This window comes from Nitrobacter sp., from assembly GCF_051535215.1.
In the GTDB taxonomy this organism is placed as follows: Bacteria; Pseudomonadota; Alphaproteobacteria; order Rhizobiales; family Xanthobacteraceae; genus Nitrobacter.
On the sequence record NZ_JBPPLY010000003.1, the window covers coordinates 204,585 to 228,495 of the forward strand.

General features: G+C 60.2%; 18 protein-coding genes and 1 tRNA gene. 11 read left to right on the forward strand and 8 right to left on the reverse strand.

Features of this window, described 5'->3' with window-relative positions:
* The first annotated feature begins 293 nt into the window (after positions 1-293).
* Complete coding sequence (locus ACS3WB_RS05375; protein ID WP_438274534.1) at positions 294-710, forward strand: hypothetical protein; 417 nt, start codon at positions 294-296, stop codon at positions 708-710.
* A 27-nt stretch (positions 711-737) separates the two neighbouring features.
* Here ACS3WB_RS05375 and ACS3WB_RS05380 read toward each other — a convergent pair whose 3' ends face one another.
* Positions 738-2,063: a tetratricopeptide repeat protein gene (locus tag ACS3WB_RS05380; RefSeq protein WP_438274704.1), complete on the reverse strand. Its 1,326-nt coding sequence runs from the start codon at positions 2,061-2,063 to the stop codon at positions 738-740.
* Between the two features lie 370 nt (positions 2,064-2,433).
* Here ACS3WB_RS05380 and ACS3WB_RS05385 point away from each other — a divergent pair.
* Both ACS3WB_RS05385 and ACS3WB_RS05390 read left to right on the forward strand, forming a co-directional pair.
* Positions 2,434-2,510: transfer RNA gene (locus ACS3WB_RS05385), tRNA-Arg, on the forward strand.
* 1,369 nt (positions 2,511-3,879) lie between these two features.
* On the forward strand, positions 3,880-4,032 hold the full coding sequence (locus tag ACS3WB_RS05390; RefSeq protein ID WP_438274535.1) for an aa3-type cytochrome c oxidase subunit IV: 153 nt from the start codon (positions 3,880-3,882) through the stop codon (positions 4,030-4,032).
* 383 nt (positions 4,033-4,415) lie between these two features.
* Here ACS3WB_RS05390 and ACS3WB_RS05395 read toward each other — a convergent pair whose 3' ends face one another.
* On the reverse strand, positions 4,416-5,198 hold the full coding sequence (locus ACS3WB_RS05395; RefSeq protein WP_438274536.1) for a nodulate formation efficiency C protein: 783 nt from the start codon (positions 5,196-5,198) through the stop codon (positions 4,416-4,418).
* Positions 5,199-5,344: 146 nt separating this feature from the next.
* Here ACS3WB_RS05395 and ACS3WB_RS05400 point away from each other — a divergent pair, with 146 nt between their 5' ends.
* The 3 genes from ACS3WB_RS05400 (at position 5,345) to ACS3WB_RS05410 (ending at position 7,566) form a co-directional block, all read left to right on the forward strand.
* Positions 5,345-5,857 (forward strand): hypothetical protein, encoded by a 513-nt coding sequence (locus tag ACS3WB_RS05400; protein WP_438274537.1) that lies wholly within the window; start codon positions 5,345-5,347, stop codon positions 5,855-5,857.
* A 349-nt stretch (positions 5,858-6,206) separates the two neighbouring features.
* Positions 6,207-6,887: a glutathione S-transferase family protein gene (locus ACS3WB_RS05405; RefSeq protein ID WP_438274538.1), complete on the forward strand. Its 681-nt coding sequence runs from the start codon at positions 6,207-6,209 to the stop codon at positions 6,885-6,887.
* Positions 6,888-7,215: 328 nt separating this feature from the next.
* Complete coding sequence (locus ACS3WB_RS05410; protein ID WP_438274539.1) at positions 7,216-7,566, forward strand: GrlR family regulatory protein; 351 nt, start codon at positions 7,216-7,218, stop codon at positions 7,564-7,566.
* Between the two features lie 55 nt (positions 7,567-7,621).
* Here the strand turns inward: ACS3WB_RS05410 and ACS3WB_RS05415 are convergent, their stop codons facing one another.
* Together ACS3WB_RS05415 and ACS3WB_RS05420 are read right to left on the reverse strand one after the other, a co-directional pair.
* Positions 7,622-10,303, reverse strand: a complete 2,682-nt coding sequence (locus ACS3WB_RS05415) for a PAS domain S-box protein (RefSeq protein WP_438274540.1) — start codon at positions 10,301-10,303, stop codon at positions 7,622-7,624.
* Between the two features lie 121 nt (positions 10,304-10,424).
* A complete protein-coding gene (locus ACS3WB_RS05420; RefSeq protein WP_438274541.1) occupies positions 10,425-13,919 on the reverse strand; it encodes an indolepyruvate ferredoxin oxidoreductase family protein in 3,495 nt (1,164 codons plus the stop codon).
* Positions 13,920-14,418: 499 nt separating this feature from the next.
* On the opposite strand from ACS3WB_RS05420, the gene ACS3WB_RS05425 reads away from it, so the two are divergent.
* Entirely contained in the window at positions 14,419-14,832 is a 414-nt protein-coding gene (locus ACS3WB_RS05425) for a hypothetical protein (RefSeq protein WP_438274542.1), read from the forward strand.
* An 81-nt stretch (positions 14,833-14,913) separates the two neighbouring features.
* On the opposite strand, the gene ACS3WB_RS05430 is transcribed toward ACS3WB_RS05425, so the two are convergent.
* Positions 14,914-15,729 carry an isocitrate lyase/PEP mutase family protein gene (locus tag ACS3WB_RS05430; protein ID WP_438274543.1) on the reverse strand — a complete coding sequence of 272 codons (816 nt, stop codon included), beginning with the start codon at positions 15,727-15,729 and terminating at the stop codon, positions 14,914-14,916.
* A 117-nt stretch (positions 15,730-15,846) separates the two neighbouring features.
* A complete protein-coding gene (locus ACS3WB_RS05435) occupies positions 15,847-16,098 on the reverse strand; it encodes a hypothetical protein (RefSeq protein ID WP_438274710.1) in 252 nt (83 codons plus the stop codon).
* Here ACS3WB_RS05435 and ACS3WB_RS05440 point away from each other — a divergent pair.
* Positions 16,074-16,334, forward strand: coding sequence for a GCG_CRPN prefix-to-repeats domain-containing protein (locus tag ACS3WB_RS05440; RefSeq protein ID WP_438274544.1), 261 nt, complete (start codon positions 16,074-16,076; stop codon positions 16,332-16,334). The genes ACS3WB_RS05435 and ACS3WB_RS05440 overlap by 25 nt on opposite strands.
* 256 nt (positions 16,335-16,590) lie before the next feature.
* Here ACS3WB_RS05440 and ACS3WB_RS05445 read toward each other — a convergent pair whose 3' ends face one another.
* On the reverse strand, positions 16,591-18,711 hold the full coding sequence (locus ACS3WB_RS05445) for a sodium-translocating pyrophosphatase (protein ID WP_438274545.1): 2,121 nt from the start codon (positions 18,709-18,711) through the stop codon (positions 16,591-16,593).
* A gap of 263 nt (positions 18,712-18,974) precedes the next feature.
* Positions 18,975-20,162 (reverse strand): pyridoxal phosphate-dependent aminotransferase, encoded by a 1,188-nt coding sequence (locus tag ACS3WB_RS05450; RefSeq protein ID WP_438274546.1) that lies wholly within the window; start codon positions 20,160-20,162, stop codon positions 18,975-18,977.
* A gap of 173 nt (positions 20,163-20,335) precedes the next feature.
* On the opposite strand from ACS3WB_RS05450, the gene ACS3WB_RS05455 reads away from it, so the two are divergent.
* The 3 genes from ACS3WB_RS05455 (at position 20,336) to ACS3WB_RS05465 (ending at position 23,640) form a co-directional block, all read left to right on the forward strand.
* On the forward strand, positions 20,336-21,775 hold the full coding sequence (locus tag ACS3WB_RS05455; RefSeq protein WP_438274547.1) for a M48 family metalloprotease: 1,440 nt from the start codon (positions 20,336-20,338) through the stop codon (positions 21,773-21,775).
* A gap of 122 nt (positions 21,776-21,897) precedes the next feature.
* Entirely contained in the window at positions 21,898-22,665 is a 768-nt protein-coding gene (locus ACS3WB_RS05460) for a DsbA family protein (protein WP_438274548.1), read from the forward strand.
* Positions 22,666-22,839: 174 nt separating this feature from the next.
* On the forward strand, positions 22,840-23,640 hold the full coding sequence (locus ACS3WB_RS05465; protein WP_438274549.1) for a DUF1236 domain-containing protein: 801 nt from the start codon (positions 22,840-22,842) through the stop codon (positions 23,638-23,640).
* The last annotated feature ends 271 nt before the right edge of the window (positions 23,641-23,911 follow it).

Genomic DNA, 23,911 nt, shown 5'->3' on the forward strand with positions numbered 1-23,911 from the left:
TTCTTCATGCGATCCGGATTCCACTTCGCTCGAAAACGCTGAGGGGAGCGACGACATCAAAGTCTCAATCCGGTTCCACGATTTGCGGTCGGTGGCACGACGGCCCGTCGGGGCAGACGGCACGAACGTTACCGGCACATTAACGAAATCTGTTCGATTTGGCGCGACGAAAATAGCCAATTTTTCAGCACTGCAAGAGGTTTCAGAACTCCCGCTCGCAAGATTAACGACAAATCCGCCGTCTGTCTCTCATGCTTGCCTTCGGAGTTTATCAGGAGAGGCAGGCGACAATGATGGCCGATACGTTTTTCAGGAGGCGAAATCTCGCCCTGATGGCGGCGATGGCCCTCCCCCTTGCAGCGCTAGCCGGCGTCGCATTTTCCATTCATGCCGGAGCGAACACGCACTTGCAGGAGATTGCCGACGACGCTGCGCTTGCCGGGGTCAACTCGCTGGCGGCAAATATCGATCGGCCCGCTGACGTGAGTTCGGCTGAAGCCATTACGGCGGCCAGAACTGTCATCGCGTCGCAACCGGCCCTCATCCAGAGAATCCAGCCGTCGGTCGACGGGCTGACGATGTCTGTCGTCGTGGAAGATGCCGGCAATAGAATGCAAGCCTCGGCAACCGCGCGATATGTCCCTGCAAAAGACGGCCGGTCGGTCCCGTGGGTCGTTCACATGCGCGGATACACCGCCGCTGCGCTTTAACGCGAACCGACCAGAGAAAGATTCGGCTCAAAACCGCGCGGTCGGTCCGATCGAGACTGAAAGATTGTCGGTCGTATAGTTCGGCAGCGACGAGTCGATCTTGATGTATTGGACCTGCGTCCGCACGCCGACGTTCTTATACACCTGCGCATCGAAGATCGCGCCGTAGCGTTGCTCCCTGTCGTTCCGCACCATGACGGGGTCGATGATCGGATTGGGCGCATCATAGTTGGCCCAGCTGAAGCCGATCGTGGGCGCGATCACGAACTGATGCGGCGTGCCGAACACCCCCAGGGCGAACGCGTACGGGAACGCCATGTCGATTGAATAGCGCCTGTAAGAATAGTAATCGAAGACCGCGCGGTTCTGATCGTATCCGGCGCGCGCCGTCCAGTGCAGCGCTCCGAAGCGCAAATCCGACGTCACAGCCGCCGACAGCAGATCTCCGCTCTGCTGACTGGCGGTCGGAAAGTTATTCGAATCAGAAAAATCGCGACGCCGCTCCTCGACGAACGCCTCCAGAAGTCCGCGATCGCCGACGGTCGTGCGAGCGGACACGCCGCCGCCCCCGGCCGAGAAATAGTTGGCGTCCCCGAGCCAAACCTGATCGCCAATGCCGTAGAGCTTGAACGATGCGTTCTGGCCAATCGCGATGCGCGGCCCGACAACGAGTTCAACCAGTCCCAGATTGTACTGGTTGAGTTTGTATTGGCGTGAATTGACGCCGAGGAAGCTCGCCTCGATGGCGTCTCCCCGCGTGCCGATCTTGTACGCGTAGTTGGCTGTCAAAGTCTGGAAGAAATTCCAGTCCGGACGCTTGCCGAACGCGCCGTCGAGAAGAGCATCCTGACCGAGCGCGCGCACCATGAGACTCGAGGGGCCGAGGTTGGCGTTGGTCTGATAGCGGAAGCCGCCGGTGGTGAACACGCTGAACTCGTACCGAGCAAGCCGGCGGTCGATCTCGGTCAAATAAGCGAGGACCTGCGCCCTGATTTCATCGGGGGCGTCGGCGGCCTTGATCGCCTCCTGAAAGTAACTGCGCGCGAGTTCGTACGAGCCGAGCTTGAAATACAGAACGCCAAGTTCAAGCTTCACGCGCGGCAGATTCGGATTGAAGAACAGCATACGTTCGAGCGCGCCGATAGCCGCTTCATAGTCGCCGCGCTTGACAGCCTGCTCAGCGAACTTGAAGCTCGTCTCCAGATCGGAGGGATTTTTGTACATCGCTTGAAACAGCGCGTCGTAATCCTGCTGGACCACGGCTGCAGCCGTGACGGGCGGTGCCGGCGATTGCGCCGCGGCTGCCGAGCAGCAGGCAATCGTCGCCAGCAAAACAAATACGGCTTTCACCATCTGAACAAATGTCACGCCGCCACCCAAAACTATTTTTTGATGCAGGCTTCCTTTCCATCTCCGTGGAATATCGAGGGAAATCCGCAACCTAATGGGACGGCAGATTAGCGTCAGCCAGCGCAATTGGAACGACGTTAACTGTCGCGCCAGGCAATTTCAGCGCGGCGTCACCTTTTTACCACACATTGAACAAGCAAAATCAATGACTTGGTGTCCCGCAGACGAACCTCGGATCGGGTACCAAGGTTTACCCCGCCCCTCCTTTTGTTCCTGTTCCGAACCACCAGAGCAGGATGTCCACCGACACAATGCGGCCGAGCCCGGCAAAGCGCGTGACATCGGGGCGTCGCTCTTCCTATAAGGGTGCGGGGCGCTCGTAGCTCAGCTGGATAGAGCATCGGATTTCGATTCCGAGGGCCGGGAGTTCGAATCTCTCCGAGCGCGCCACCTCAGAATCATCTATTTCCATTGGAAATATTGCAATTTTTGCAATTCAGCTTCTTGGGCATCGCCGGTTCGTTTCGGGACGCTGATGGCGGACTCATCATTTGCACGCCTTCGAAGCCTGCCCTGTAAGCCGTGGAAGCGGCAGGAGTGCGCAAGCACAAGCGCATGAAGTTCTCCGATGCGCAGGACTGATAGAGCGTCAGACGGTCTGTGAGGCTTGGGGTGAACATCGCCAAGCCTACACCGAGAAACACCAAGGCCACCGGACACAGCACGATAGAGAATTCATTGGTGTGGTCGCAGACGAACAGCCCAGATTGCAAGCAGACCGTTATGGTTTCTCGTCTGGAGGTTGGCAACGAGCGCGGTCGTGTTGACAGCTTAACGCGATCGCACCGGCAATTAGCGTGGTCGTTGTCGCACACGATGGCCATCATTGCCAAACTTGACGATCCAGCGACCGTCCCCGGCACGGCCGGTACATCCCGGCTGGTGACGCACCGACAGATAAACTGGCGCGCTGGGTGGGCTGGTTACGGATGGCTCACCCACCTTCCGTCGTTACAGACAAGCCAGCCTGTGTACGCCCAATAAACCACGGCTGCATGACCGGATCGGAGCAGCCTGAAGCTTTTCTTGAAAGTTCGTTCTTTGCATTTTTGCAATGAAGGACGCTTCGACTCGCGGCACGTGACACGAACAGGACGCATAGCAGCTTCGTCAAAAACAGGACGCATAGCAGCGTCGCCAAAATAGGAATAACTCGAATAGCTTCTTCTCGGATATGCTTTTGATGCTGGCGTTTAGTGTCCGTCGGCAATGGGGCTGCCGGCCTTCCAGCAGACTGCGCTGGCAGCCCCGCTCGGACCTGCTTGCTACGTTGCGATGTAGCTCATGTCATAACCGAGACGCTCACCTTGAGCTTGCGTGAGTCTGATAAACGCTGACAATCGCATGGCTCAGCGATCGTAGGTCGCCGTCACCGTGACGTGAGCGGCTGCGTAAATGATACGTTCACCTCCACGATGAAGTTGTCATGCAGATGACTGCAGACATATCCGACATCCGCGTGCAGGACGACGGACCACAGACCCTTAACACCACCAACCTGATCCTCGGGCTGGCAACGCTCGCCAGGTCGCCCGCCATTACAATACGACAGGCACGACGTCGCGACATGCCCATATCGCTCTCCGCTTCGCTTCCTTCTGAGTGTTGTAATCGTAACCAATGGAACACCAAGCCATCGCGCGCGCGTCACGTCGCAACGTCTTCGCCGTCACAGGATCGTGACGCGCCGAAGGATCGACAGCAATGGAGATTGCGCTAATCTCACAATGCAAGCTCAACCTGCATTGGGAGACTTGACATGTCGGATCATAGCGAGATGGTTTACACAACGTCGGACGGAATGGATTATCCGGCGCATGAGCGGCAGTATAGGACTTTCATCAAGATTGGTCTGATCGCCGCAGCGACCGTGGCCACCATCGTCATCTTACTGGCGATTTTCCTCGGCTAAGTTTCGGCCTCTCGTTTCGGCCGTCCCTGATTTCGTTTCGCTGGCAATGTAGCCGGTGCTCTAGTCGTGCGCGTGATCCTTGGCCTGATTGCCCTCGGATTGCGCGAACGACGTGAGCCCCGGCCACAGCGCGTCTTGCTTGTTCGTTGGGTGCGCCTCAATTTTCCACTAAAGCCTCGTTCTCAACTATTCCAACTAAACGGTGCCGTCGTTTTCGACTTCGGTGAGCGCGCTATCGTTGAGCGATCGCGTGACCGCGACAGTTGCGAGGGGCGCTATCCGGGAAGCCTCGCCAGGATGGGCGACCGGTTCGCGAGAAGAGAAACGCGTCACATCAATCCTGAGGCCAGATAAAGAAGCGAAAAAGCTCCAAGCTTATCGAGTTACTTCCCGCCCTTGAGCACTTTGCGAACTGCATCGAACGTTCTTTGCTCGTCCGGTTCCACCTGCTCAAACCAATGGCCCGGAGGATATTTGGCGATGCGACGAGCAAAAAACGAAGCGGGCTGCCACGCGTCACGATTCATCTTTGTGAAAATAATGATGCCTCCATGCGTAAAGTATGACGGGCCTTTGATGTCGCAATCCACCGAAAGCTGGAGCCGCCAAAGGTCATCCTTCGACATCTTTTCGGGCAGAACGACGTAGTCAAGAGATACAGGGTTGCCAATCGAGCAGCGTCCTTTCTTCAAGAGGTCGCCCAGGCCACCTTGCGCGGTGACGACAAAGTCGTAGTTGGACGCATCGCGCAAGAAGGCCAGGTTAGGCTGCGGATATCCGTCCGCCACTTCGCGGGCAATGAGAGACAATGCGAAGGGTCGCCAGCCGAGTTCCACCGTCTTCCAACGAGCCGGCCCGAGTGACATCCCTCCGTCGGCCGAAACGTCCCACGTGATTTCGTGCTCGTCGTCACGCGTGTCGCTCTGACTTCTGGCCCAGGAAAGGGATACGAAATCTTCGGTGTCATGCTTTTGTCTGGCTTCCCATCCTCTCGGAACAAAGTGGGCGGCTTCGGCAACACGGGTCAGTATTTCGTCGATCGTCGCTCCGTCCTGCGCCCGCCACGTTGTCTCGACGCGCCTGATCAAGGAATCTCCTTGGGCATACGCGCAACCAAAAATTGCGGTCACGAACGCAGCAAAGAGCAGCGGCCAACGATGAGTCATGAGGACCGTCCAATCAATTTGGGGCACATCATCCCAACGCACAGGTGTCGTCTTACCCCTGTACAAATAGTCGCAGAGCCGTCATAGTCCGCAATTGGCCCGAAGGGAGATAAGTCAACAAGACAACACAAGAGGGAGGCAGCGTGATGAACCAACACGACCACTCTAACCGATTGATCTGGGGCATAGCCATTGTCGCTGCGGTGTTCTTCGGCAGCGTGGGTTTGGTATGGAGTACCGGCGCCCCGCTTCCGTCGAAAGCGCTGGCAGACGTTCCGCCGAAGCCGAAAGTAGCAGTCGCCTCCGCAGATGCGGTTGCCGGGCTTGACAAGCGAATGGCCGCGCTCGAAGCCAAGGTGCAGGCTCCCCCAGCAGTCGATACCTCACATATAGAGGCGCAGATCAAGGGACTGGAATCGCAACTCTCCGCCATGCATACGCAGCTAGGCACGTTCAAGGCGTCCGATTTCGACGCCCTCAGGACCAAGCTGGATAACGCCGGCACAACCCCCAAGTCCGTCAAGACGACGATAGAAACTCTCCAGACGGATGTAGGAAATCTGCGCACACGTTTCGATCAGCTTTCGCAGCAGGTCGCTTCCGAGACAGCAACGGAGAGCAAATCCAGCTCGCATAAGTCGCACTCCCGGTCGAAATAGCGCGATCCTCCTTCGCCGCGAAGTCGTCGTCTGTCGAAGCGATTTCCAATCGAATTAAGTCAAGGACCTCCCCTGCTTCTGATTTTATCAGAAGCAGGGTTTTTCTTCATGCGCGTCGGTATCCACCCGATCAATTGAAGAACATACATCGCTTGCGCTGCAAAGCGCGCCCCTCGCTCACCAGCATGACACTCTGAATGCGCTGGCGTCGAACAGAACGCCATTGATCTGCAGGCCGCTTCGGGGGCATCGCAGGCAGTATCTTTGCCGAGCGACAATCGGACGGTGAAGGTTAGCGGGCTGCCGTCACGCGATATAATTTTCTACATCAGGAGACCATTGGCGAGCCATGACACTCACTCTCTACATGCACCCTCTGGCCTCGTTCTGCCACAAGGTGCTGATCGGGCTATATGAAAACGAAACCGCTTTTGAGAGCCGGACAGTTGACTTCGCTGATCCCGGTTCGGCGGCCGCTCACCTTGAACGATGGCCGGTGGGGAAGATCCCGGTCCTCCATGACAGTGTGACGGGGCGCACCGTTCCGGAGACGAGCATCATCATCGAGTATCTGCAGGAGCACTATCCGGGGCCTGTTCAACTCCTGCCGGGCGACGCCGCGCTGCAATTGCAGGTGCGCCTGTGGGATCGCTTCTTCGATCTCTATGTCAGCGTGCCGATGCAGAAGATCGTCACGGACAAAATCCGTCCGACGAATGCTACCGATCCATATGGTATTGGCGAAGCGAGATCGATGCTAGATCAGGCGTACAGCATGATCGAGAACCAAATTCGGGACAAGTGTTGGGCAGTCGGCGACGACTTTACCATGGCGGATTGCTCCGCTTTGCCTGCATTGTTCTTCGCATCCATCGTCCATCCGTTTTCCCGCGACCAGCGACACTTAACGGCCTATCTGGATCGTCTGATGCAGCGTCCGTCCGTCAGGCGCGTGATCGATGAAGCTCGGCCCTTTTTTGCTATGTTCCCTTACCGGGACGCGATGCCAAGGCACTACCTCGAAACGTAGCGGTGAATTCAGGTGGCTGCGGTCGGGGGCCTGGATCGGCCAGCCATGCCCTCTCCGCTTCAAAGGACTTTGTCAAACGGCTGGCGAGAGATCCAGCTTCCGCAAGCAGCGACCGCTGCCGGGACGTGAGCGTGATCATCGTACCTTTTCGTCATCGAGACGATCTCGCTGGTGGAACCCTTCGGCGAGGTGATCCCCGCCATGCTTCACCAGCGTGCGCCTTCTATTCTCGAACGGGTTCCTCGCCATGTCGCATTGACGCGCTCACAACCTCTTTGACATAATGGCGCCGGGACAAGACAAAAATGCGGGTTACGAGCGGAACACCATGAAAAATGGGCTGTATTCGGTTCACGTCGCCTTGCTCGACGGGCGTGTGGGCAAAGGCAGCGGCGTTGTGATGTTCCGCGACGGCAAGATCCTCGGCGGCGACGCCTATCTGTTCTATACGGGCAGTTATTTCACGAAAAGCGACGGCACGTTCAGGGGCGAGGTTCTTATCCAGTGCCACACGCCGAGCCCCGACGGAAATGTGCTGTTCGGCAGCACCGAACCCGTGGGCGTCGGCGTGACCGGCACATTCACAGATACCACCGGCACGATGAACGGAACGGCTCTGGTCGGAAAGGCCAGTCAGATTTTTCAGGCAACGCTACGCAAGCTCGCCGATACGGACTGAAGCTTCAACCCGCGTAATTTTGCCCCCGCGCACGTCGTTGTTGCGCATCGGACCGCTACTCCGCTGCCAGTTCCATCGGAGCGATGCGCGGCAAAACGATATGAATCCGCGTGCCCTCTCCGGATCCGGAGTCAAGATCGAGGCGTCCTCCAAGACGGTTCGTCACGATGTTGTAGACGATGTGCAGACCGAGACCGGTGCCGCCCTGATCACGCCGTGTGGTGAAGAACGGGTCGAATGCCTTGCGCCGGACATCGGGGCTCATGCCGCATCCGTTATCGGAAAACAGGATCTCGACATTTTCCTGGTTGACTCCCCGCACATTGATATCGACCGCGCCACCCTCGCCGTCAGGAAACGCATGCGCCAGCGAGTTCAGGAAGAGATTGGTGAGCACCTGCCCGTAAGGCCCGGGATAGCTGTTCATCGTCAGATTGGGTTCGCAATCGACCGTCAGCGTCACATTTTGTTTGCGCAGGCCCGGACGCAGACTCATGACGACCTGCTCGGTGAGTTCGCCCAAGTCGAAAATCCGTTTGTCCGAATAATTGCGGTCGGCGGCAACCTGCTTGAACGACTGGACCAGTTCGGCTGCGCGATTGAGATTGGCGACAAGCTGAGAGGCCGCATCACGATTGGTCGCTACAAAATCGTTCAGGCTCGAGCGCCGCAACTCGCCGCGCTCGACTTCCTCGGCGAACACCGCGATCTTGCGCTCCAGGGATGACGCTACCGTCAGGCTGATGCCGACAGGATTGTTCACTTCGTGAGCGACGCCCGCCACGAGACGGCCTAGCGCCGCAAGTTTCTCCGCCTCGATCAGCGAATTCTGGGTTTCGCGCAGGTTGCGCAGCGCCGCCTCGGCCGCATCCTTGGCCTGCCGCATTTCATGCTCGTTACGCTTGCGGTCGGCGATGTCGAGCGCGACCGTGACGATGTTCTCGATATGACCATCGGGGCCGCGGATCGGAAGCTTGTTGACCAGCCATTGCCGCATCGCGCCAGACGAATCCTCATACTCCTCTTCGTAAAAGCCGAGTTCCTTCCCGCTCTTGAGGACCCGCTTGTCGTTCTCGTCGGTCTTGGCCGCACCGTAACGCGACATCAAATCGCTCGTCGTTCGGCCGATCGCATCTGCAGGTTCGATTCCGAAGATTCCTGCCATGTAACGGTTCATCAGCACGTAACGAAGGTCGGCGTTCTTGACGTTGATCACCGCCGGGACGGTGTCGACGACAAGTTGCAGCAGCCGCCGTCCTTCTGCGATCGCCTCCTCGGCCCGCCGCTGGTCGGTAATGTCACGGACCGCACCCTCATAGCGGACGATAAGGCCATTTTCATCGCGCACGGCCGCCGCGCTGTCGGAAAGCCAGAGGATGCTGCCGTCACGGTGGCGGGCCTGATACTCGAACTCGCGGACAGTGCCATCGCGCTCCATTCGGGACTGGTATTCGGCGCGCGCCTTCGGATCGACATAGATCATCTGCGTTATATCGCCGATGTTGCGGATCAGGTCGTCCGAGCTGTCATAGCCCATGATCCGCGCCAGCGCGGGGTTGGCATCGAGCAATTGACCGCCCGGCGTCGTGACGTAAATTCCATCCACCGAACCTTCGAACAATTTGCGGTAGCTCTCTTCGGCCAGACGCTGCTCGGCCAATGCACGAACGGCAGCTTCCCGCGCCGAGTCGGCTTCAGCAAGCGTCCGACGAAAGACTTCAGCGGCGCGTGCGATATCTCCGATCTCGTTGTCGACGTCGGTCCCGGGGATCAATGCCTGCTTTTCGCCGCCAGCCACCTTCCGGATCGCCCTCGCGATGGCCTTCAAGGGCCGGATCGTGCGCCGTACCACGAACATGGCGGCGAGCAGACCGATTATGATGCCTGCGGTGCCGAGAACGATGCTCTGCCATTTGGTTTCGGCCAGCGTGCGCGCGAAATCGCGCGACAGCACTTGTTCGCGTTGCGCACTGAGTTCGCGCAACAATTTCGTGACCCGTCCAATCAGCCGGCCTTCGGTACCCAACACATCCCGGTCGAGATCGGCGATCTGACGCTCCCGCAGGGAGATCGCAATAACGGCGTCCGCATAGGCCTCGACGGCGTCACGTACCGCAGGTATGCCGATAGGGATGGCGCGCATCTTCTCCGCCGACTGCTCTGCGGCGGCCGGGTCGTGCCCGAGCAACGCCGCGGCGACATCGCTCTGGGCGCGAAACAACGTTCGCGACGCCGACTGATCGGCGGCCTGCTCGGTTACGGCCTCAAGCTTTTCACGTAGCTGAGGTAGAGTTTCGATCAATTGCGCGCGGCTTGCGATCAGGTCGCTTACCCGCGCGATTCCGCTACGATAGGCTTCCAACCGAGTCGTGACGCCGTCGATCATCTCCTGCTGGTCCCGCGCAAGCTCTATGCGGGTCTTCTTGAGCACCTCGTTGAGCGATGATGCGGCTCCCCACACCTGGCTGGACTGCGCGCCCGGATCGGTGACGTAGTCTCGTGCTGCAAGACGCAGTTCGTTCATGCGGCGATCGATTTCCTCCGCAAGGTCACCAACCTTGTCCAGCCGGTGCAACTCGGCAAAGGTATTGTCGAGATGTCGCGTTGCAACAACATTGGCCACGCTGGTTATCGCAATGATCGACAGCACCAGCAAAAATCCGCCGAAGGTAATCTGGCCGATCGACAGCGATGACGATTGCATCCGCTGAAAAAGTGCTCCGAACCTGGATTGCATGGCGCTTTGGACCGGCCTCCCGACGATTCATTATAGGCCGGATTGCGGTTTCGGGAAATATCGGGCCATTGTCAGCGGCGGGGCCTCCGGCCCTTATTCCGGAGCTGTCGCCACCCTCGTCCTATTCCGCGGCAATCTGCCGTGGCGCCGGCGGAGCATCCGCAAGCTCGCGCATTAACTCCGAATGGCGAATACTGGCACCGGCCACCGCCATTTCCTTGACCGGGCCGTAGCCGCGGATGCGATCCGGCAGCGACAACAACTCGATTGCGCTCTCGACATTGGCCGGCGAAAGCTTGTCCAGCACGAAGGCGACATCCTTCTCGTACGCCGCAATCAGATCGCGTTCCAACCGACGCTCCGCGCTATAACCGAACACATCGAAGGGCGTGCCGCGCAAGCCCTTCATCTTCGCCAGCAGCCGAAAAACCGGCATCATCCGTGACCCGTAATAGGATTTCTTGACGGGACGGCCGAGCGCATCCTTCTTGCTGGAAAACATTGGGGGCGCGAGGTGGAAGCTGATCTTGTAGTCGCCCTCGAATTGGTCGCCAAGCTGCTTTTCGAAGCGGCCGTCGGTATAGAGGCGCGCCACTTCGTACTCATCCTTGTAGGCGAGCAACTTGGCATAATTGACGGCGACCGCCCGAGGCAACGTGTCGTCGTAGCCGCCTCCGGCCGCCGCTTTCCTGACCCGATCGACCATCAGGCGATATTTTTCCGCAAGCCTCTTATTTTGATAGCCCGCAAGGAAGACCGAGCGATGGGCGACAATCTCGTCGAGCGACATCTGTTCCAGCGTCTTCACCGCTTTCGGTTCGTCCTTCCCTTTCATCATCTCCGTGAGACGCGCCGGTTCGACCACCGCAAGCCGCCCGAGCCGGAACGCCTCGATATTCATCTTGACCGCAACGCCGTTCACCTCGATCGCCTGCTCGATCGCCTCCGCCGCCAGCGGCAGCAGGCCTTTCTGATAGGCATATCCCATCATCATCATATTGGTGGCGATGGAGTCGCCAAGCAACGACTCGGCCGGCGTGGTGAAGTCCATGAAGGTCGCATCCTTGCACAGCGCCGTTTCAAGAACGCGGCCGACCTTGCCGCTTTGAAAATTGAAGTCTCGGTTGAGAACGAAATCGGCGGTCGGAATGAGATGGGTATTGATGACACCATGCGTGCGGCTCGACTCGCATAGCGTCATGGTATCCTTGGCGGCCGCAACCACTTCATCTGCGGCGATGACAAGATCAGCCGTGCCGGTAACGATCCGCGAACAGGTCACATCGGCAGGATTCCGCGACAATCGGACATGGCTCAGAACCGCACCGCCCTTCTGGGCGAGGCCGGACATGTCCAGGATCATGCTGGCCTTGCCTTCGATATGTGCGGCCATGCCGAGCAGTGCGCCGATGGTCAGCATGCCCGTGCCACCAACGCCTCCGACCGCAATATTGTACGGCTGTTCCAGCGATGGCCGCGACGGTGGTTCCGGCAGTTCGCCGATCGCGCCGAGGTCTGCCGGCGCACGCTGACGCAGGTGGCCACCGTCGACCGTGACAAACGACGGGCAGAAGCCCTTGATGCAGGAATAATCCTTGTTGCAGGATGACTGGTTGATGGTACGCTTGCGCCCCATCTCTGTTTCGAGCGGCTCCACGGAAATGCAATTCGACTGCACCGAGCAATCGCCGCAGCCTTCGCAGACGGCCGGATTGATCAGGACGCGGCGCGGCGGATCTTCCATGGTGCCGCGTTTGCGCCGCCGTCGCTTCTCGGCGGCGCAGGTCTGCACGAACACGATCGCCGAGACACCTTTGGTCTCCCGGCAGGTTTTCATGACCGTATCGAGGTCGTCGCGATGCGCGGTTCGAGTCCCCGGCGCGATATCGGCCGCCGGGTAAGCATCCGGATTCTCGGACACGAGATAAATGTCGCGAATGCCTTCGGCATGAAGTTGAAAGGTGATCCGCTGCGGCGACAGATCGCCATCGACATGCTGGCCGCCGGTCATGGCGACGGCATCGTTATAGAGAATCTTGTAGGTGATGTTCGCCTTGGAAGCGACAGCCTGACGGATCGCGAGGCTTCCCGAATGGAAATAGGTGCCGTCGCCGAGATTGGCGAAGATGTGCTTCTCATTGGTGAAGGGAGCAATTCCGACCCATGGCGCACCTTCGCCCCCCATGTGGGTGAACGTCTCGGTATTGCGATTCATCCACAGCGCCATGTAGTGGCAACCGATGCCGGCCGTGGCGCGGCTGCCTTCGGGCACCCTGGTCGAGGTGTTGTGCGGGCAGCCCGAGCAGAAATAAGGCACGCGCGCGACCGGGGACGCCGCTTGCATTTGCGTAGCCTGTCGGCCGTTGAACCAGTCGGCCTTGGCGCGCAACATCTCGGCGATTTCCGGATTGAGGTTCAAACGCAGCAACCGCTCGGTCAGCGAGGTCGCGAGCGATGCAACGCTCAACTCCTCAGCAAACGGCAGGAACCGCTTGTCGTGATCGTCCATCTTGCCGACGATGCGCGGCCGCACGTCGTCGCGCCAATTGAAAAGTTCCTGCTTGACCTGGTTCTCGACGATTTCGCGGCGTTCCTCGACGATGAAGATTTCCTCGAGCCCGACGGCGAATTCGCGCACACCCTGCGGCTCGAGCGGCCACGGCATACCGATCTTGTAAAGCCGCAATCCGATCCGGGCGGCGACCTGCTCGGTGATTCCGAGTTCGCGCAACGCCTGCCGGACATCTTCGTAGCTTTTTCCGGACGCCATGATGCCGAACCGCGCGTGCGGCGAGTCCATGGTGACGCGGTTGATCCTGTTGGCACGCGCAAACGCGACGGCGGCGAAACCCTTATAGTCCTGCAAGCGCCGGTCCTGATCGTAGCGATCGTCGGGCCAGCGCAGGTTCAAGCCGCCGCGCGGCATCTCGAAGTCGGATGGCACGACAAACGGGGTCAATTCGTCGGCCAGGTCGATCTCGGCAGTGGTCTCCACAGTCTCGGTAATGACCTTCATCCCGACCCAGCAGCCGGAATAGCGCGACATCGCGATTCCGAGCAGGCCCATCTGGATCATTTCGTGAATCGATGATGGGTAGAGATAGGGCATCAGCGCCGCGATGAACGCGTGATCCGACTGATGCGGCACGGTGGAGGATTTGGCGCCGTGGTCGTCGCCCGCCAGACACAGCACGCCGCCGTGCTTCGCCGAACCTGCGGCATTGCCGTGCCGGAATACGTCGCCGCACCGGTCGACACCCGGCCCTTTGCCGTACCAGATCCCGACCACGCCGTCGTAGGCTGCCCCCGGCGAGAGATGGAGTTGTTGAGAACCCCAGACCGCGGTCGCCGCGAGATCCTCGTTCACGCCGGGCTGGAATTTGATGTTGTAGCGTTCGAGATGGCTGCGCGCGGCGAAAAGCTGCTGATCGTAACCGCCAAGCGGCGAGCCGCGATAGCCTGAAATGAAGCCGGCGGTATTGAGGCCAGCGGCGCGGTCGCGACGGATTTGCGCCATCGGCAAACGAACAAGCGCCTGAAGGCCGGTTGTAAAGATGTGGCCGGTACCCTGGGTATATTTCTGATCGAGACTGATCGGACCCTGATCGATTCCCATTGCACCCTCTGCTCGTGGCTGCGACGGCATTAATAGAGTTAGTTATCCCGAGCCCCCAGAACCAGCCTTATGGGCTTCAAGAACCACACCGTTTCACGAATCCAGATGATCGGGAATCCGGAAAAACTAGCGTAGAAAAACGTAATTTCGTTGCGAAAGAATTGCCTAAGTCGGCAGCTTGTGTCGCGGCTGGACTCGCCCACTCGATGACGCGCCGCTCATCTCCCGCTGGCGCGGCAAAGCGGCGGCCACAAGCCGCCATAAGATATCCGCCGTTTCAGGATTGACTGGTTCAAGCCGGCGGCCTTTCGGGCTCCCTCTTCGTTCTCATTGCCGCCACTGTCTTCGGGTCCGGTGAGGTTACTTAGGCTGCGGGTTCCAGACTGATAAGGCGAAATCCACCTTTGCGTTATCACTGCGGCCCTAGGCCGAATTGGCGCAAAAGCCGGAACCCTTTTGGCTCATGAGGTTTGCCCTTTCTGGAAAACGGAGAATGAGCATGGCCAATGAACGAAAGTCACCCGATCCGCATGAGCGCGACCTCGCTGACAATAACGTACAGCAAGCCACGCGCTTCGACGACAAACCCCAGTTCGATCCGCTGCTCGCCGAGAATCCGACTCGTGGCGGCCGCATCGCCATATATGGCGTAGCGATCGCCATCTTACTCGGCGCGCTGTTTTATGGCCTCAGTACGACCGGATCGAACCAGACCAGTTCGACCCCGAGCCAATCTGCCAGTCCGAGTACGGCGCAAAACAATGCCGCGAAGCCGCCGGTGGGGCCGGGAATTCGCGACGTGACGCCTTCCAATACCCAACAGGGCCTCACCACCGGTGCAGCGCCGCCGAACTCGACACAACCGGCTAATCCGCAGAGCGGCAATACACTGACCCCCGGCGCCAACAAGTAACCGCAAGCAGGCTTCCTGCAGGAATGGCGAGCATTCTCCGCGATGCCGCTATTCCTTTCAGGGTGAACCGGTGAAAGACTCTCAGCCGGAAAATATCGCGTTCAACTCGCTGGCGGGATGGCCCGTCCCGAGCCCGTCAAAGGTGCCCTTCTCCGCAATCTCCTTCGCCGCACGAAAAAAGCCGCCCCACGCCGCGCGCGCCAGGGCGCCGCCGACGCTGATGCGGCGAACGCCAAGGTCGGCTGCCTCGGCGACGCTCAGCCCCGGCCAACCGATCAGCAGGTTGAACGGTTTGGGATGAACGGCCTTCACGACGGCAGCAATGTCGTCTTTCGATTTCAGGCCCGGGGCGTACAGGCAATCCGCACCTGCGTCCGCATAGGCCTGTAACCGGTCTATCGTCAGCTTGAGATCTGGCATGCCCCAGAGAAAGGCTTCGCAGCGTCCGACCAGCAGAACGTCGCTGCGATCGTCATCGATTGCCTTGCGCGCAGCGCGGATTCGATCGATCGCGAGCCTCCTGTCGTAGAGGGGCTTGGCTTTGTCACCGGTGGAATCCTCGATCGACAATCCGGCGACGCCTGTCTTTGCCGCGCGTGATACGTTGGCCGCGACGCCGTCGGGCTCGTCGGCGAAGCCGTTTTCGAAATCGGCGTTGATGGGAAGATCCACCGCGGCGCACAGCGCGGTCAGGTGGTCGCACACATCATTCAAGGTGATGTGGTTGTCAGCCTTGCCGATCGACCAGGCAAGCCCTGCGCTGGTCGACGCCAACGCCTTGAAGCCCATGCCCTGCAACGCCTTGGCGCTGCCGACATCCCAGGGGTTGGGAATCACAAAACAGCCGCTCTCGTGAAGCTTGCGGAACGTCGCGCGTTTTTCGGCCGTCGACGGCATCTAAAGGTCTCCTTTCCCGGTCACGTTCACAGGCGATTGGTGCGAGCGATAACTTATACTCGCTTTCTCGACGCGAATGCTTCGGACAATCAAAATATGAAAGCAGGCGCCGATATCTCAGCGTTGTTCGACCTCCCATCGAAGCAAAGCGCTTGATTGCCATTTGAGCGGAAACAAATTGGTCTCACCTGCGTTACCTGCGCGTCTTCGACGCGGAACGACATGGTTTTTGTAAGTAACCCCGCCTCGCAGCGTCGCCAGATTTTCGACAGAGTTATTGCCCAGTTTCACCACGCGAGTCACTGAAGCTGCCGCATTGTTGCGGCCAAACAAGAGGACAATCGATGAAGGCATTTTTTGCAGCAGCACTTCTGGCCGGATCCGTTGCCACCTTTGGTATGGCCGAGGCCATGCCGCTGGCGCAGCCAGCATCGGGAGTACATGCCGATGTCATTCAGGTCGCCGGCGGCTGTGGTCGCGGCTTCCATCGCGGGCCTCGTGGCGGTTGTCGGATGAATCGCGGCGGTCCGCCGGTTGTCGTGCGGCCGCATCGTCGTTGCCGCTATTGGGGACCGGGCCGGCGGGTCTGTCGCACCTGGTGGTGACGTGCGCGAAATCCTGACACGCGTATTTATTTTTGTGCCGCGAAAAAGGGCGGGCCAACCCCGCCCTTTTTCAATTGCTCCGATTGTCGTCAGTCCGCTCGGAGCCAAGCGTTCTATTTTAATTTGGCGCGTTTTCCGCGAACGGTTTCCACTTCCGGATCAAGCCCGAGGACATGCTTCGCTCGAAACGTTGGCATGCAAAAAACCCGCGGCGCACGCCGCGGGTTTTCAGTTGGATCGTATCTTGACGGCTTGGTTAGTGCGCCAGAACCGCCAGCAACAGCAGCGCCACGATGTTGGTGATCTTGATCATGGGATTGACCGCCGGGCCTGCCGTATCCTTGTAGGGATCGCCCACGGTGTCGCCGGTCACCGCCGCCTTGTGCGCGTCGGAGCCCTTCCCTCCATGATGGCCGTCCTCGATATACTTCTTGGCATTGTCCCAAGCGCCGCCGCCGGAGGTCATCGAGATCGCGACGAACAGGCCGGTCACGATCACGCCGAGCAGCATGGCGCCCACCGCCGAGAACGCCGCTGACTTGCCGGCAGCACCGCCGCCGGCGATCCCATAGATCGCGAAGTAGACAACGATCGGCGACAGTACCGGCAACAGCGAGGGAATGATCATCTCCTTGATCGCAGCCTTCGTCAGCAAGTCCACGGCCTTGCCGTAGTCGGGCTTGTCGGTGCCTCGCATGATGCCGGGCTTCTCACGAAACTGGCGACGCACCTCCTCGACGATCGCACCCGCCGCACGTCCCACCGCGGTCATCCCCATCGCGCCAAACAGGTACGGCAGCAGACCGCCGAACAGCAGGCCAACCACGACATAGGGATTGTTGAGGGAGAAATCCGGATTGACACCCTGGAAGTACGCGTGATTTGCGGAGTCGCCGATGAAGAACTTGAGGTCCTGATTATAGGCCGCGAACAACACCAGCGCGCCAAGACCGGCGGAGCCGATCGCATAGCCTTTGGTGACGGCTTTCGTGGTGTTGCCGACGGCGTCGAGAGCGTCGGTCGACTTGCGGACTTCTTTCGGCAGCCCGGCCATTTCCGCGATGCCGCCAGCATTGTCGGTCACCGGACCGAACGCATCCAGCGCAACGACCATACCGGCCAGCGCCAGCATGGTGGTGGTCGCGATGGCGATGCCGAACAGGCCGGCAAGGCTGTAGGTGACCAGAATGCCCGCGATGATGACGATCGCCGGAAGCGCCGTGGCTTCCATCGAGATCGCAAGGCCCTGAATGACGTTGGTGCCGTGTCCGGTCACCGAGGCCTGGGCAATCGACTTCACCGGCCGATAGTCAGTGCCGGTATAGTATTCGGTGATCCAGATGATCAGCCCCGTGACGACGAGGCCGGCGACACCGCAGGCGAACAGTTCGAGGCCGGTATAGCTGACGCCGGCCAGCGGACCGAAGCCGACGAGCCAATAGATGGCGGCGCCGACGCCGATCAGCGAGAGGATGCCGGTGGCGATCAGGCCCTTGTAGAGTGCGCCCATGATCGACTGGCTGTTGCCGAGCTTGACGAAGAACGTCCCGATGATCGAGGTGATGATGCAGATGCCGCCGATGGCGAGCGGCAGCGTCATCATATTCACAAGCAACGGCGATGTCGCGAAGAAGATCGCGGCCAGCACCATGGTGGCGACCGCGGTCACCGCGTAGGTTTCGAACAGGTCCGCGGCCATGCCGGCGCAGTCACCAACGTTGTCGCCGACGTTGTCGGCAATCGTCGCCGGGTTGCGCGGATCGTCTTCAGGGATGCCGGCTTCCACCTTGCCGACGAGATCGCCACCGACATCGGCACCCTTGGTGAAAATGCCGCCGCCGAGGCGGGCGAAGATCGAGATCAGCGATGCGCCGAAGCCGAGCGCGACCATCGCGTCGACAACCGTGCGGCTGTTCGCGGCATAACCGGCAAAGTGCGTCAGATAGGCGAAATAGATGGTCACGCCGAGCAGAGCGAGACCGGCGACCAGCATGCCCGTGATCGCGCCGGCCTTGAAGGCGAGTTCAAGTCCGCCCGCCAGCGACTTGGTCGCCGCCTGCGCGGTGCGCACGTTGGCACGAACCGAAACGTTCATGCCGATGAAGCCTGCCGCTCCCGACAGGATCGCACCGATGGCGAAGCCGACGGCCACCAGCACGCCGAGGAAATAGGCGAGCAGTCCGAAGATCACGATGCCTACTATTGCGATCGTCGTGTACTGCCGACGCAGATAGGCCTGCGCGCCCTCGCGCACCGCCGCAGCGATTTCCTGCATCCGCGGATTTCCCGCATCGGCCCCCAATACGGACGAGGTCGCCCAGATGGCATAAACGATCGAAAGCGCTCCGCAGAGCACAATCACTACTAGTGCTGTCATTGAATTTGCCTCAGAATCCCTGAAGTTGCCCCGACAAAGCCGCGAGCCCGCGAACGGACATACCGGAAAACGAAGTTCGCCTCGTTGCAAGGCGACCTCAAATCGGGCGGGACCATGCCAAAATCGAACCTCCGGCGCAACGCCGCCTTACGGCTAGACCGCCGAATTCCGTAAGGAATTGCAATAAAATGCCGGCGCTTGCGCACAGCAAGCACCGCCGGCGGGTCGGCGCGCGGTCTGGCGGTTTCGATCGTCCCCTGCCGTTAGGCCAGCCATCGTGCAATTCGCGCGACCGCCTCGCGCATCTCGGCCTCCGAACGGGCGTAGGAAAACCTCAGGAAAGAGCGACCGCGAAGCGGATCGAAGTCGACGCCGGGTGTCGCGGCGACATGCGCCTCTTCCAGCATCTTCCGTGCGAACTCGTAACTGTCGGAGGTAAATTTCGAGACGTCGGCATAGAGGTAGAAGGCGCCGTCCGCCGGCAGGAATTCGCTCAATCCGGCTTGCGGCAAACCCGCGATCAAAATATGGCGGTTCGCCTCATAGCCGTGTTTGACGACTTCCATCTCCTCGCGGCCCGAAAATGCCGCCTCGGCTGCGATCTGGGACAGCGTCGGCACCGAAATCGACAGATTCTGCTGAAGCCGCTCGATCGGCCGCACCAGTGGCTCAGGCACCACCATCCAGCCGACCCGCCAGCCGGTCATGCAGAAATATTTCGAGAACGAATTGATCACGACGGCGTGCGGCGAAAGCTCCGCGGCGGTCACAGCCGGAAACGCATAATCGAGGCCATGATAGATCTCGTCGGAAATGAAACGGATGCCTTCGCTTTCGGCGGCCGCCATCAGATGCGTCAGAGCCTCGCGCGACATCATCGTGCCGGTCGGGTTGGCCGGGCTTGCGACCAGCACGCCTTTCAACGGCGTCCTGCGATGAACGTCCAGCAATGCCTCGCCGGTCAGGGCGTGACGGTTTTCGCTCGACGTCTCGATCAGCACCGGCTCGCAGCCGAGCGCGGTCAGGATGTGCCGATATGGCGGATAGCCTGGCACTGTCACCGCGACCCGGTCGCCGGGTTCGAACATCGAAAGAAACGCGAGGACGAAACCGCCCGACGATCCCGTGGTCACGACGATGCGTTCGGGATCGACCATGCAGCCATAGGCGTCGCGGTAGTGTTGCGCGATCCGCGTCCGCAGCGACGGAATACCGAGCGCCGAAGTGTAATCGATCCGGCCCCGCTCAAGCGCGGCGCGGGCCGCATCCAGCGCGGCGCGGGGCGCCGGCGCCGATGGCTGCCCAACCTCCATGTGAATGACGTTGCCGCCCGCGGCCTCGATCCGCGCCGCCGCGGCCATCACGTCCATGACCATGAAGGGTGGAACCTGGCTGCGGCCAGATGCCGCCAGCAAGCCTTTGGTCCTGTCTCTCAATGTCGCATCGAGCATGGAAATCTGTTAATGCGCTCTCGCCTGGTGTCCCGATTCCGAACTTCGCATATCCTTGCAGCCACCTGATGCGAACTTCGGAATCCGAGGGATATTCGAGGCGATTTACGAAGCCGCGTTGCCGCCGTATTCGGCGTTTTGTTAGGACATATACCGGATTCGAACCAGGTCCAATGATCCCAAAGGCAGCTAGCAAAGAAACGACAATCCGGCGGCCTGGCGTCCTGGCCCGCCGTGCCTTGTCGAAGCTCACCGCGCTGGTCGCCGCCTGCGCGCTCGCGAGCGCCTCGCTGCCGGTCCACGCCCAGCAGGGCAAGGGACCGCCGGTGCTGCGCGATACCGAGACGGAGCAATTGCTGCGCGACTATACCAGTCCGATCCTGCGCGTCGCCGGCCTCCAGAAAAACAACATCCAGATGGTCATCATCAACGACAAGACGTTCAACGCCTTCGTCGCCGACGGCCGCCGCATCTTCGTGAACTATGGCGCGATTCTGCAATCCGCCACGCCGAACCAGTTGATCGGCGTGCTCGCGCATGAGACCGGGCATCTCGCCGGCGGGCATCTGTCCAAATTCCGCGAGCAGCTCGCCCGAACGCAGACCCAACTGATCATCGCCATGTTGCTTGGCGCGGGAGCGCTCGCCGCGGGAGCCGCCGGCGGTGGCGGAAGCAATGGCGCCGCCAGCAATATCGGCGCCGCCGCGATCAGCGCACCGCAGGAGATCGCGCGCCGCAGCCTATTGTCCTACCAGCGCCAGCAGGAGGAGAACGCCGACCGCGCCGGCGTGAAATTCCTGAATGCCACCGGCCAATCCGCCCGGGGCATGTACGAAACCTTCAAGCGCTTTACCGACGAAAGCCTGTTCGCTGCGCACGGCGCCGATCCCTATGTGCAATCGCATCCGATGCCGGCCGACCGTGTCGCCGCGCTCGCGGAACTCGCCAAGACGAGTCCCAATTGGAACAAGAAGGACGATCCGGCACTGCAAATGCGCCACGACATGGTGCGCGCCAAGATATCGGCATTCATGGAACGTCAGGACACCATATACCGCCGCTATCCGCTGTCCGACACCAGCCTGCCCGCGCGTTATGCGCACGCCATCAGCACCTATCTGCACGGCGATCTGCGCTCGGCCATCGAGCAAATCGACGCGCTTATCAAGCTGCAGCCGCAAAATCCCTATTTCTACGAGGTGCGTGGACAGGCTCTGCTCGAGGGAGGGCGTCCGGCGGAAGCGATTGCCCCGCTGCGGCGAGCGGTGCAGTTGTCCCACAACGCCCCGCTCATCGAGATGCTGCTCGGGCAGGCGCTCGTGGCCTCGAACAATACGGCCAACACCAATGAAGCCATTGCAATCCTGCGCGCGGCACTGGCCCGCGAGCCGGAAGCGCCGCTCGGATATATGCAGCTCGCAATGGCATACGGCCGCAAGGGCGATTACGCTCAGGCCGATCTCGCCTCGGCGCAGGCCGCCTCTCTGCGCGGCGACAACAAGACCGCGCGTGAGCTGGCATCGCGCGCGAAGACCCGTTTCGCCATCGGCACGCCCGGATGGGTCAAGGCCGACGATATCGTTTCAGCCAAGATGCCCGACAAGAAAGACTAGCGGAGTTGATTTGACATTCGTTACCACCTGCCGCGGGCTCGCGATGCGGATGTCAGAACCGGACCAATAGACGGCACCAGCCACGCGCCTCCGAACAACGAGACCTTCCAAAGGATTTTGATATGCCATCGCACCGGTTTCTCGCTCCTGCCCTTTTCGCGCTTGCGGTCGGAGTCGCCCCCCTGACCGCTTCGGCGCAGAGTTTCACCGACAGCCAGCGCGGCGAAATCGAACAGATCGTCAAAGGCTATCTGCTCGCCCATCCCGAGGTTCTCGAGGAGGTCTCGGCCGAACTCAGCAAACGCCAGGCTGCGGCCGAAGCGCTCAAGCATGAGGCCGCGGTTACCGAGAATGCCAACGCCATCTTCAACTCGCCGCGCGGCGTCACCCTCGGCAACAAGGACGGCGATGTCACCTTCGTCGAGTTCTTCGATTACAATTGCGGTTACTGCAAGCGCGCGATGACCGACATGCTCGATCTCCTGAAGTCGGATCCCAAGCTCAAGGTCGTCCTGAAAGAATTTCCGGTCCTCGGCCCCGGCTCGGTCGAAGCCGCGCAGGTTGCGGTAGCCGTCCGCATGCAGGACCCCGGCGGCAAGAAATATCTCGACTTCCATCAACGGCTGCTGGGCGGACGCGGCCAGGCCGACAAGGCACGCGCGCTGGCAGCCGCCAAGGACGCCGGTCTCGATACAGCCCGCATCGAAAAAGACATGAACAGTCCCGAAGTCCGGGCAACGCTGGAAGAGAGTTTCAAACTTGCAGAGGCGATGGGCATGAACGGAACGCCGAGCTATGTGATCGGCAAGCAAGTGGTCGTCGGCGCGGTGGGTCTTGAGACGCTCAAGGAGAAGATCAGCACCGCACGCTGCGGAAAGTCATCCTGCTGATCGCTTTGTCATCAAACGTCAGGCCCCGCTCCAGCGGGGCCTTTTTCGTTGAGCTGCAACGGGTTCGTTTATCCTGCATTCAGAAAACAAATCCGGCGGAACCCGGATCGCGCCGGAACATAGGTCCTCACTGCACCGTTGTAGGGCGGGCATGCAACAAGTGAGGAGACATCAATGACCAAACACTTTCTTCTCTCGACGGCGGCTGCGGCGCTGATCGCCGGAACGGGATTCGCCTACGCGCAAGGAACCGGCATGGGCCGAGAGGGCGGCGGCGGTGGATCGACCATGCAGCAGAGCCCGCCCTCGACGGAACAAGGCCGCGGATCAGCGACCGCTCCGATGCGCAACGACGCTTCCGATAGCGGCATGTCGAATGAAGGCACGAGCCGAGGAAGCGAGTCCAGACAGCGTGCGCAGGATACCCACCCCGGCAAAATGAAGAACGAACGATCCGCCGAAGAGTACGGGAAAGGCAGCGATCATTCCAAGGGAATGCGCTCGGAGCGCAATGAATCGGGCAAGTCCGACAAGGGCATGCGTGCCGAGGATCGCAACGGAAAGACCGAGGAGCGGAACCGGCGAACCGAAGAGCGCAATGGAAAGATGGATCACAACCGCAACGCTGAAGAGCGCAACGGAATGAAGTCCGATTCCTCGCGGAACGCGGCGGACACCAACAAATCATCGACCACGACGACGGGTCAGGCCGGTTCCGGCGCCAAGCTCTCGACGGAACAGCGCACCAGGATCACGACCGTCATCAGGAATCAGCATGTGCAGCCGACGACGAACGTCAATTTCTCGATCGCTGTCGGAACGCGAGTGCCGCGAACGGTGACATTCCATCCGTTGCCGATGGAGATCGTCGACATCTACCCGAGCTGGCGCGGCTATGAATTCTTCCTGGTTCGTGACGAGATCATTGTCGTCGATCCACGGACCTTCGAGATCGTCGCGGTTCTGGAGGCCTGATCCGGAATTCTTCGCACGGCGTGCAAGCGGGGCCCATCCCGGGGCCCCGCGGCGGCCGGCGCGGCAGCCGAGCGCCCTCCGCGGACGTCCCTCTTCCCACCCGTTCGTGCTCCCGACCCTTGGTTAACAAGCAATTTCCGTATGTTCTGCCTCGCGTTTCGCGAAAAAAGCGAGGCCTTTGAAGCAGAATGCCGGAGCCTTCAGGCTTCCCCTTGGCTCTCTTGTTACATATAACGACCCGAAACTTCGGCGCACGGCGCCGGAACGACCG

What these genes read in the sequence shown, in the direction of transcription:
- ACS3WB_RS05375 (WP_438274534.1), top strand. Translation starts at nt 294, where the DNA reads ATGGCCGATACGTTTTTCAGGAGGCGAAATCTCGCCCTGATGGCGGCG.
- ACS3WB_RS05380 (WP_438274704.1), bottom strand. Translation starts at nt 2,063, where the DNA reads ATGGTGAAAGCCGTATTTGTTTTGCTGGCGACGATTGCCTGCTGCTCG.
- ACS3WB_RS05390 (WP_438274535.1), top strand. Translation starts at nt 3,880, where the DNA reads ATGTCGGATCATAGCGAGATGGTTTACACAACGTCGGACGGAATGGAT.
- ACS3WB_RS05395 (WP_438274536.1), bottom strand. Translation starts at nt 5,198, where the DNA reads ATGACTCATCGTTGGCCGCTGCTCTTTGCTGCGTTCGTGACCGCAATT.
- ACS3WB_RS05400 (WP_438274537.1), top strand. Translation starts at nt 5,345, where the DNA reads ATGAACCAACACGACCACTCTAACCGATTGATCTGGGGCATAGCCATT.
- ACS3WB_RS05405 (WP_438274538.1), top strand. Translation starts at nt 6,207, where the DNA reads ATGACACTCACTCTCTACATGCACCCTCTGGCCTCGTTCTGCCACAAG.
- ACS3WB_RS05410 (WP_438274539.1), top strand. Translation starts at nt 7,216, where the DNA reads ATGAAAAATGGGCTGTATTCGGTTCACGTCGCCTTGCTCGACGGGCGT.
- ACS3WB_RS05415 (WP_438274540.1), bottom strand. Translation starts at nt 10,303, where the DNA reads ATGCAATCCAGGTTCGGAGCACTTTTTCAGCGGATGCAATCGTCATCG.
- ACS3WB_RS05420 (WP_438274541.1), bottom strand. Translation starts at nt 13,919, where the DNA reads ATGGGAATCGATCAGGGTCCGATCAGTCTCGATCAGAAATATACCCAG.
- ACS3WB_RS05425 (WP_438274542.1), top strand. Translation starts at nt 14,419, where the DNA reads ATGGCCAATGAACGAAAGTCACCCGATCCGCATGAGCGCGACCTCGCT.
- ACS3WB_RS05430 (WP_438274543.1), bottom strand. Translation starts at nt 15,729, where the DNA reads ATGCCGTCGACGGCCGAAAAACGCGCGACGTTCCGCAAGCTTCACGAG.
- ACS3WB_RS05440 (WP_438274544.1), top strand. Translation starts at nt 16,074, where the DNA reads ATGAAGGCATTTTTTGCAGCAGCACTTCTGGCCGGATCCGTTGCCACC.
- ACS3WB_RS05445 (WP_438274545.1), bottom strand. Translation starts at nt 18,711, where the DNA reads ATGACAGCACTAGTAGTGATTGTGCTCTGCGGAGCGCTTTCGATCGTT.
- ACS3WB_RS05450 (WP_438274546.1), bottom strand. Translation starts at nt 20,162, where the DNA reads ATGCTCGATGCGACATTGAGAGACAGGACCAAAGGCTTGCTGGCGGCA.
- ACS3WB_RS05455 (WP_438274547.1), top strand. Translation starts at nt 20,336, where the DNA reads ATGATCCCAAAGGCAGCTAGCAAAGAAACGACAATCCGGCGGCCTGGC.
- ACS3WB_RS05460 (WP_438274548.1), top strand. Translation starts at nt 21,898, where the DNA reads ATGCCATCGCACCGGTTTCTCGCTCCTGCCCTTTTCGCGCTTGCGGTC.
- ACS3WB_RS05465 (WP_438274549.1), top strand. Translation starts at nt 22,840, where the DNA reads ATGACCAAACACTTTCTTCTCTCGACGGCGGCTGCGGCGCTGATCGCC.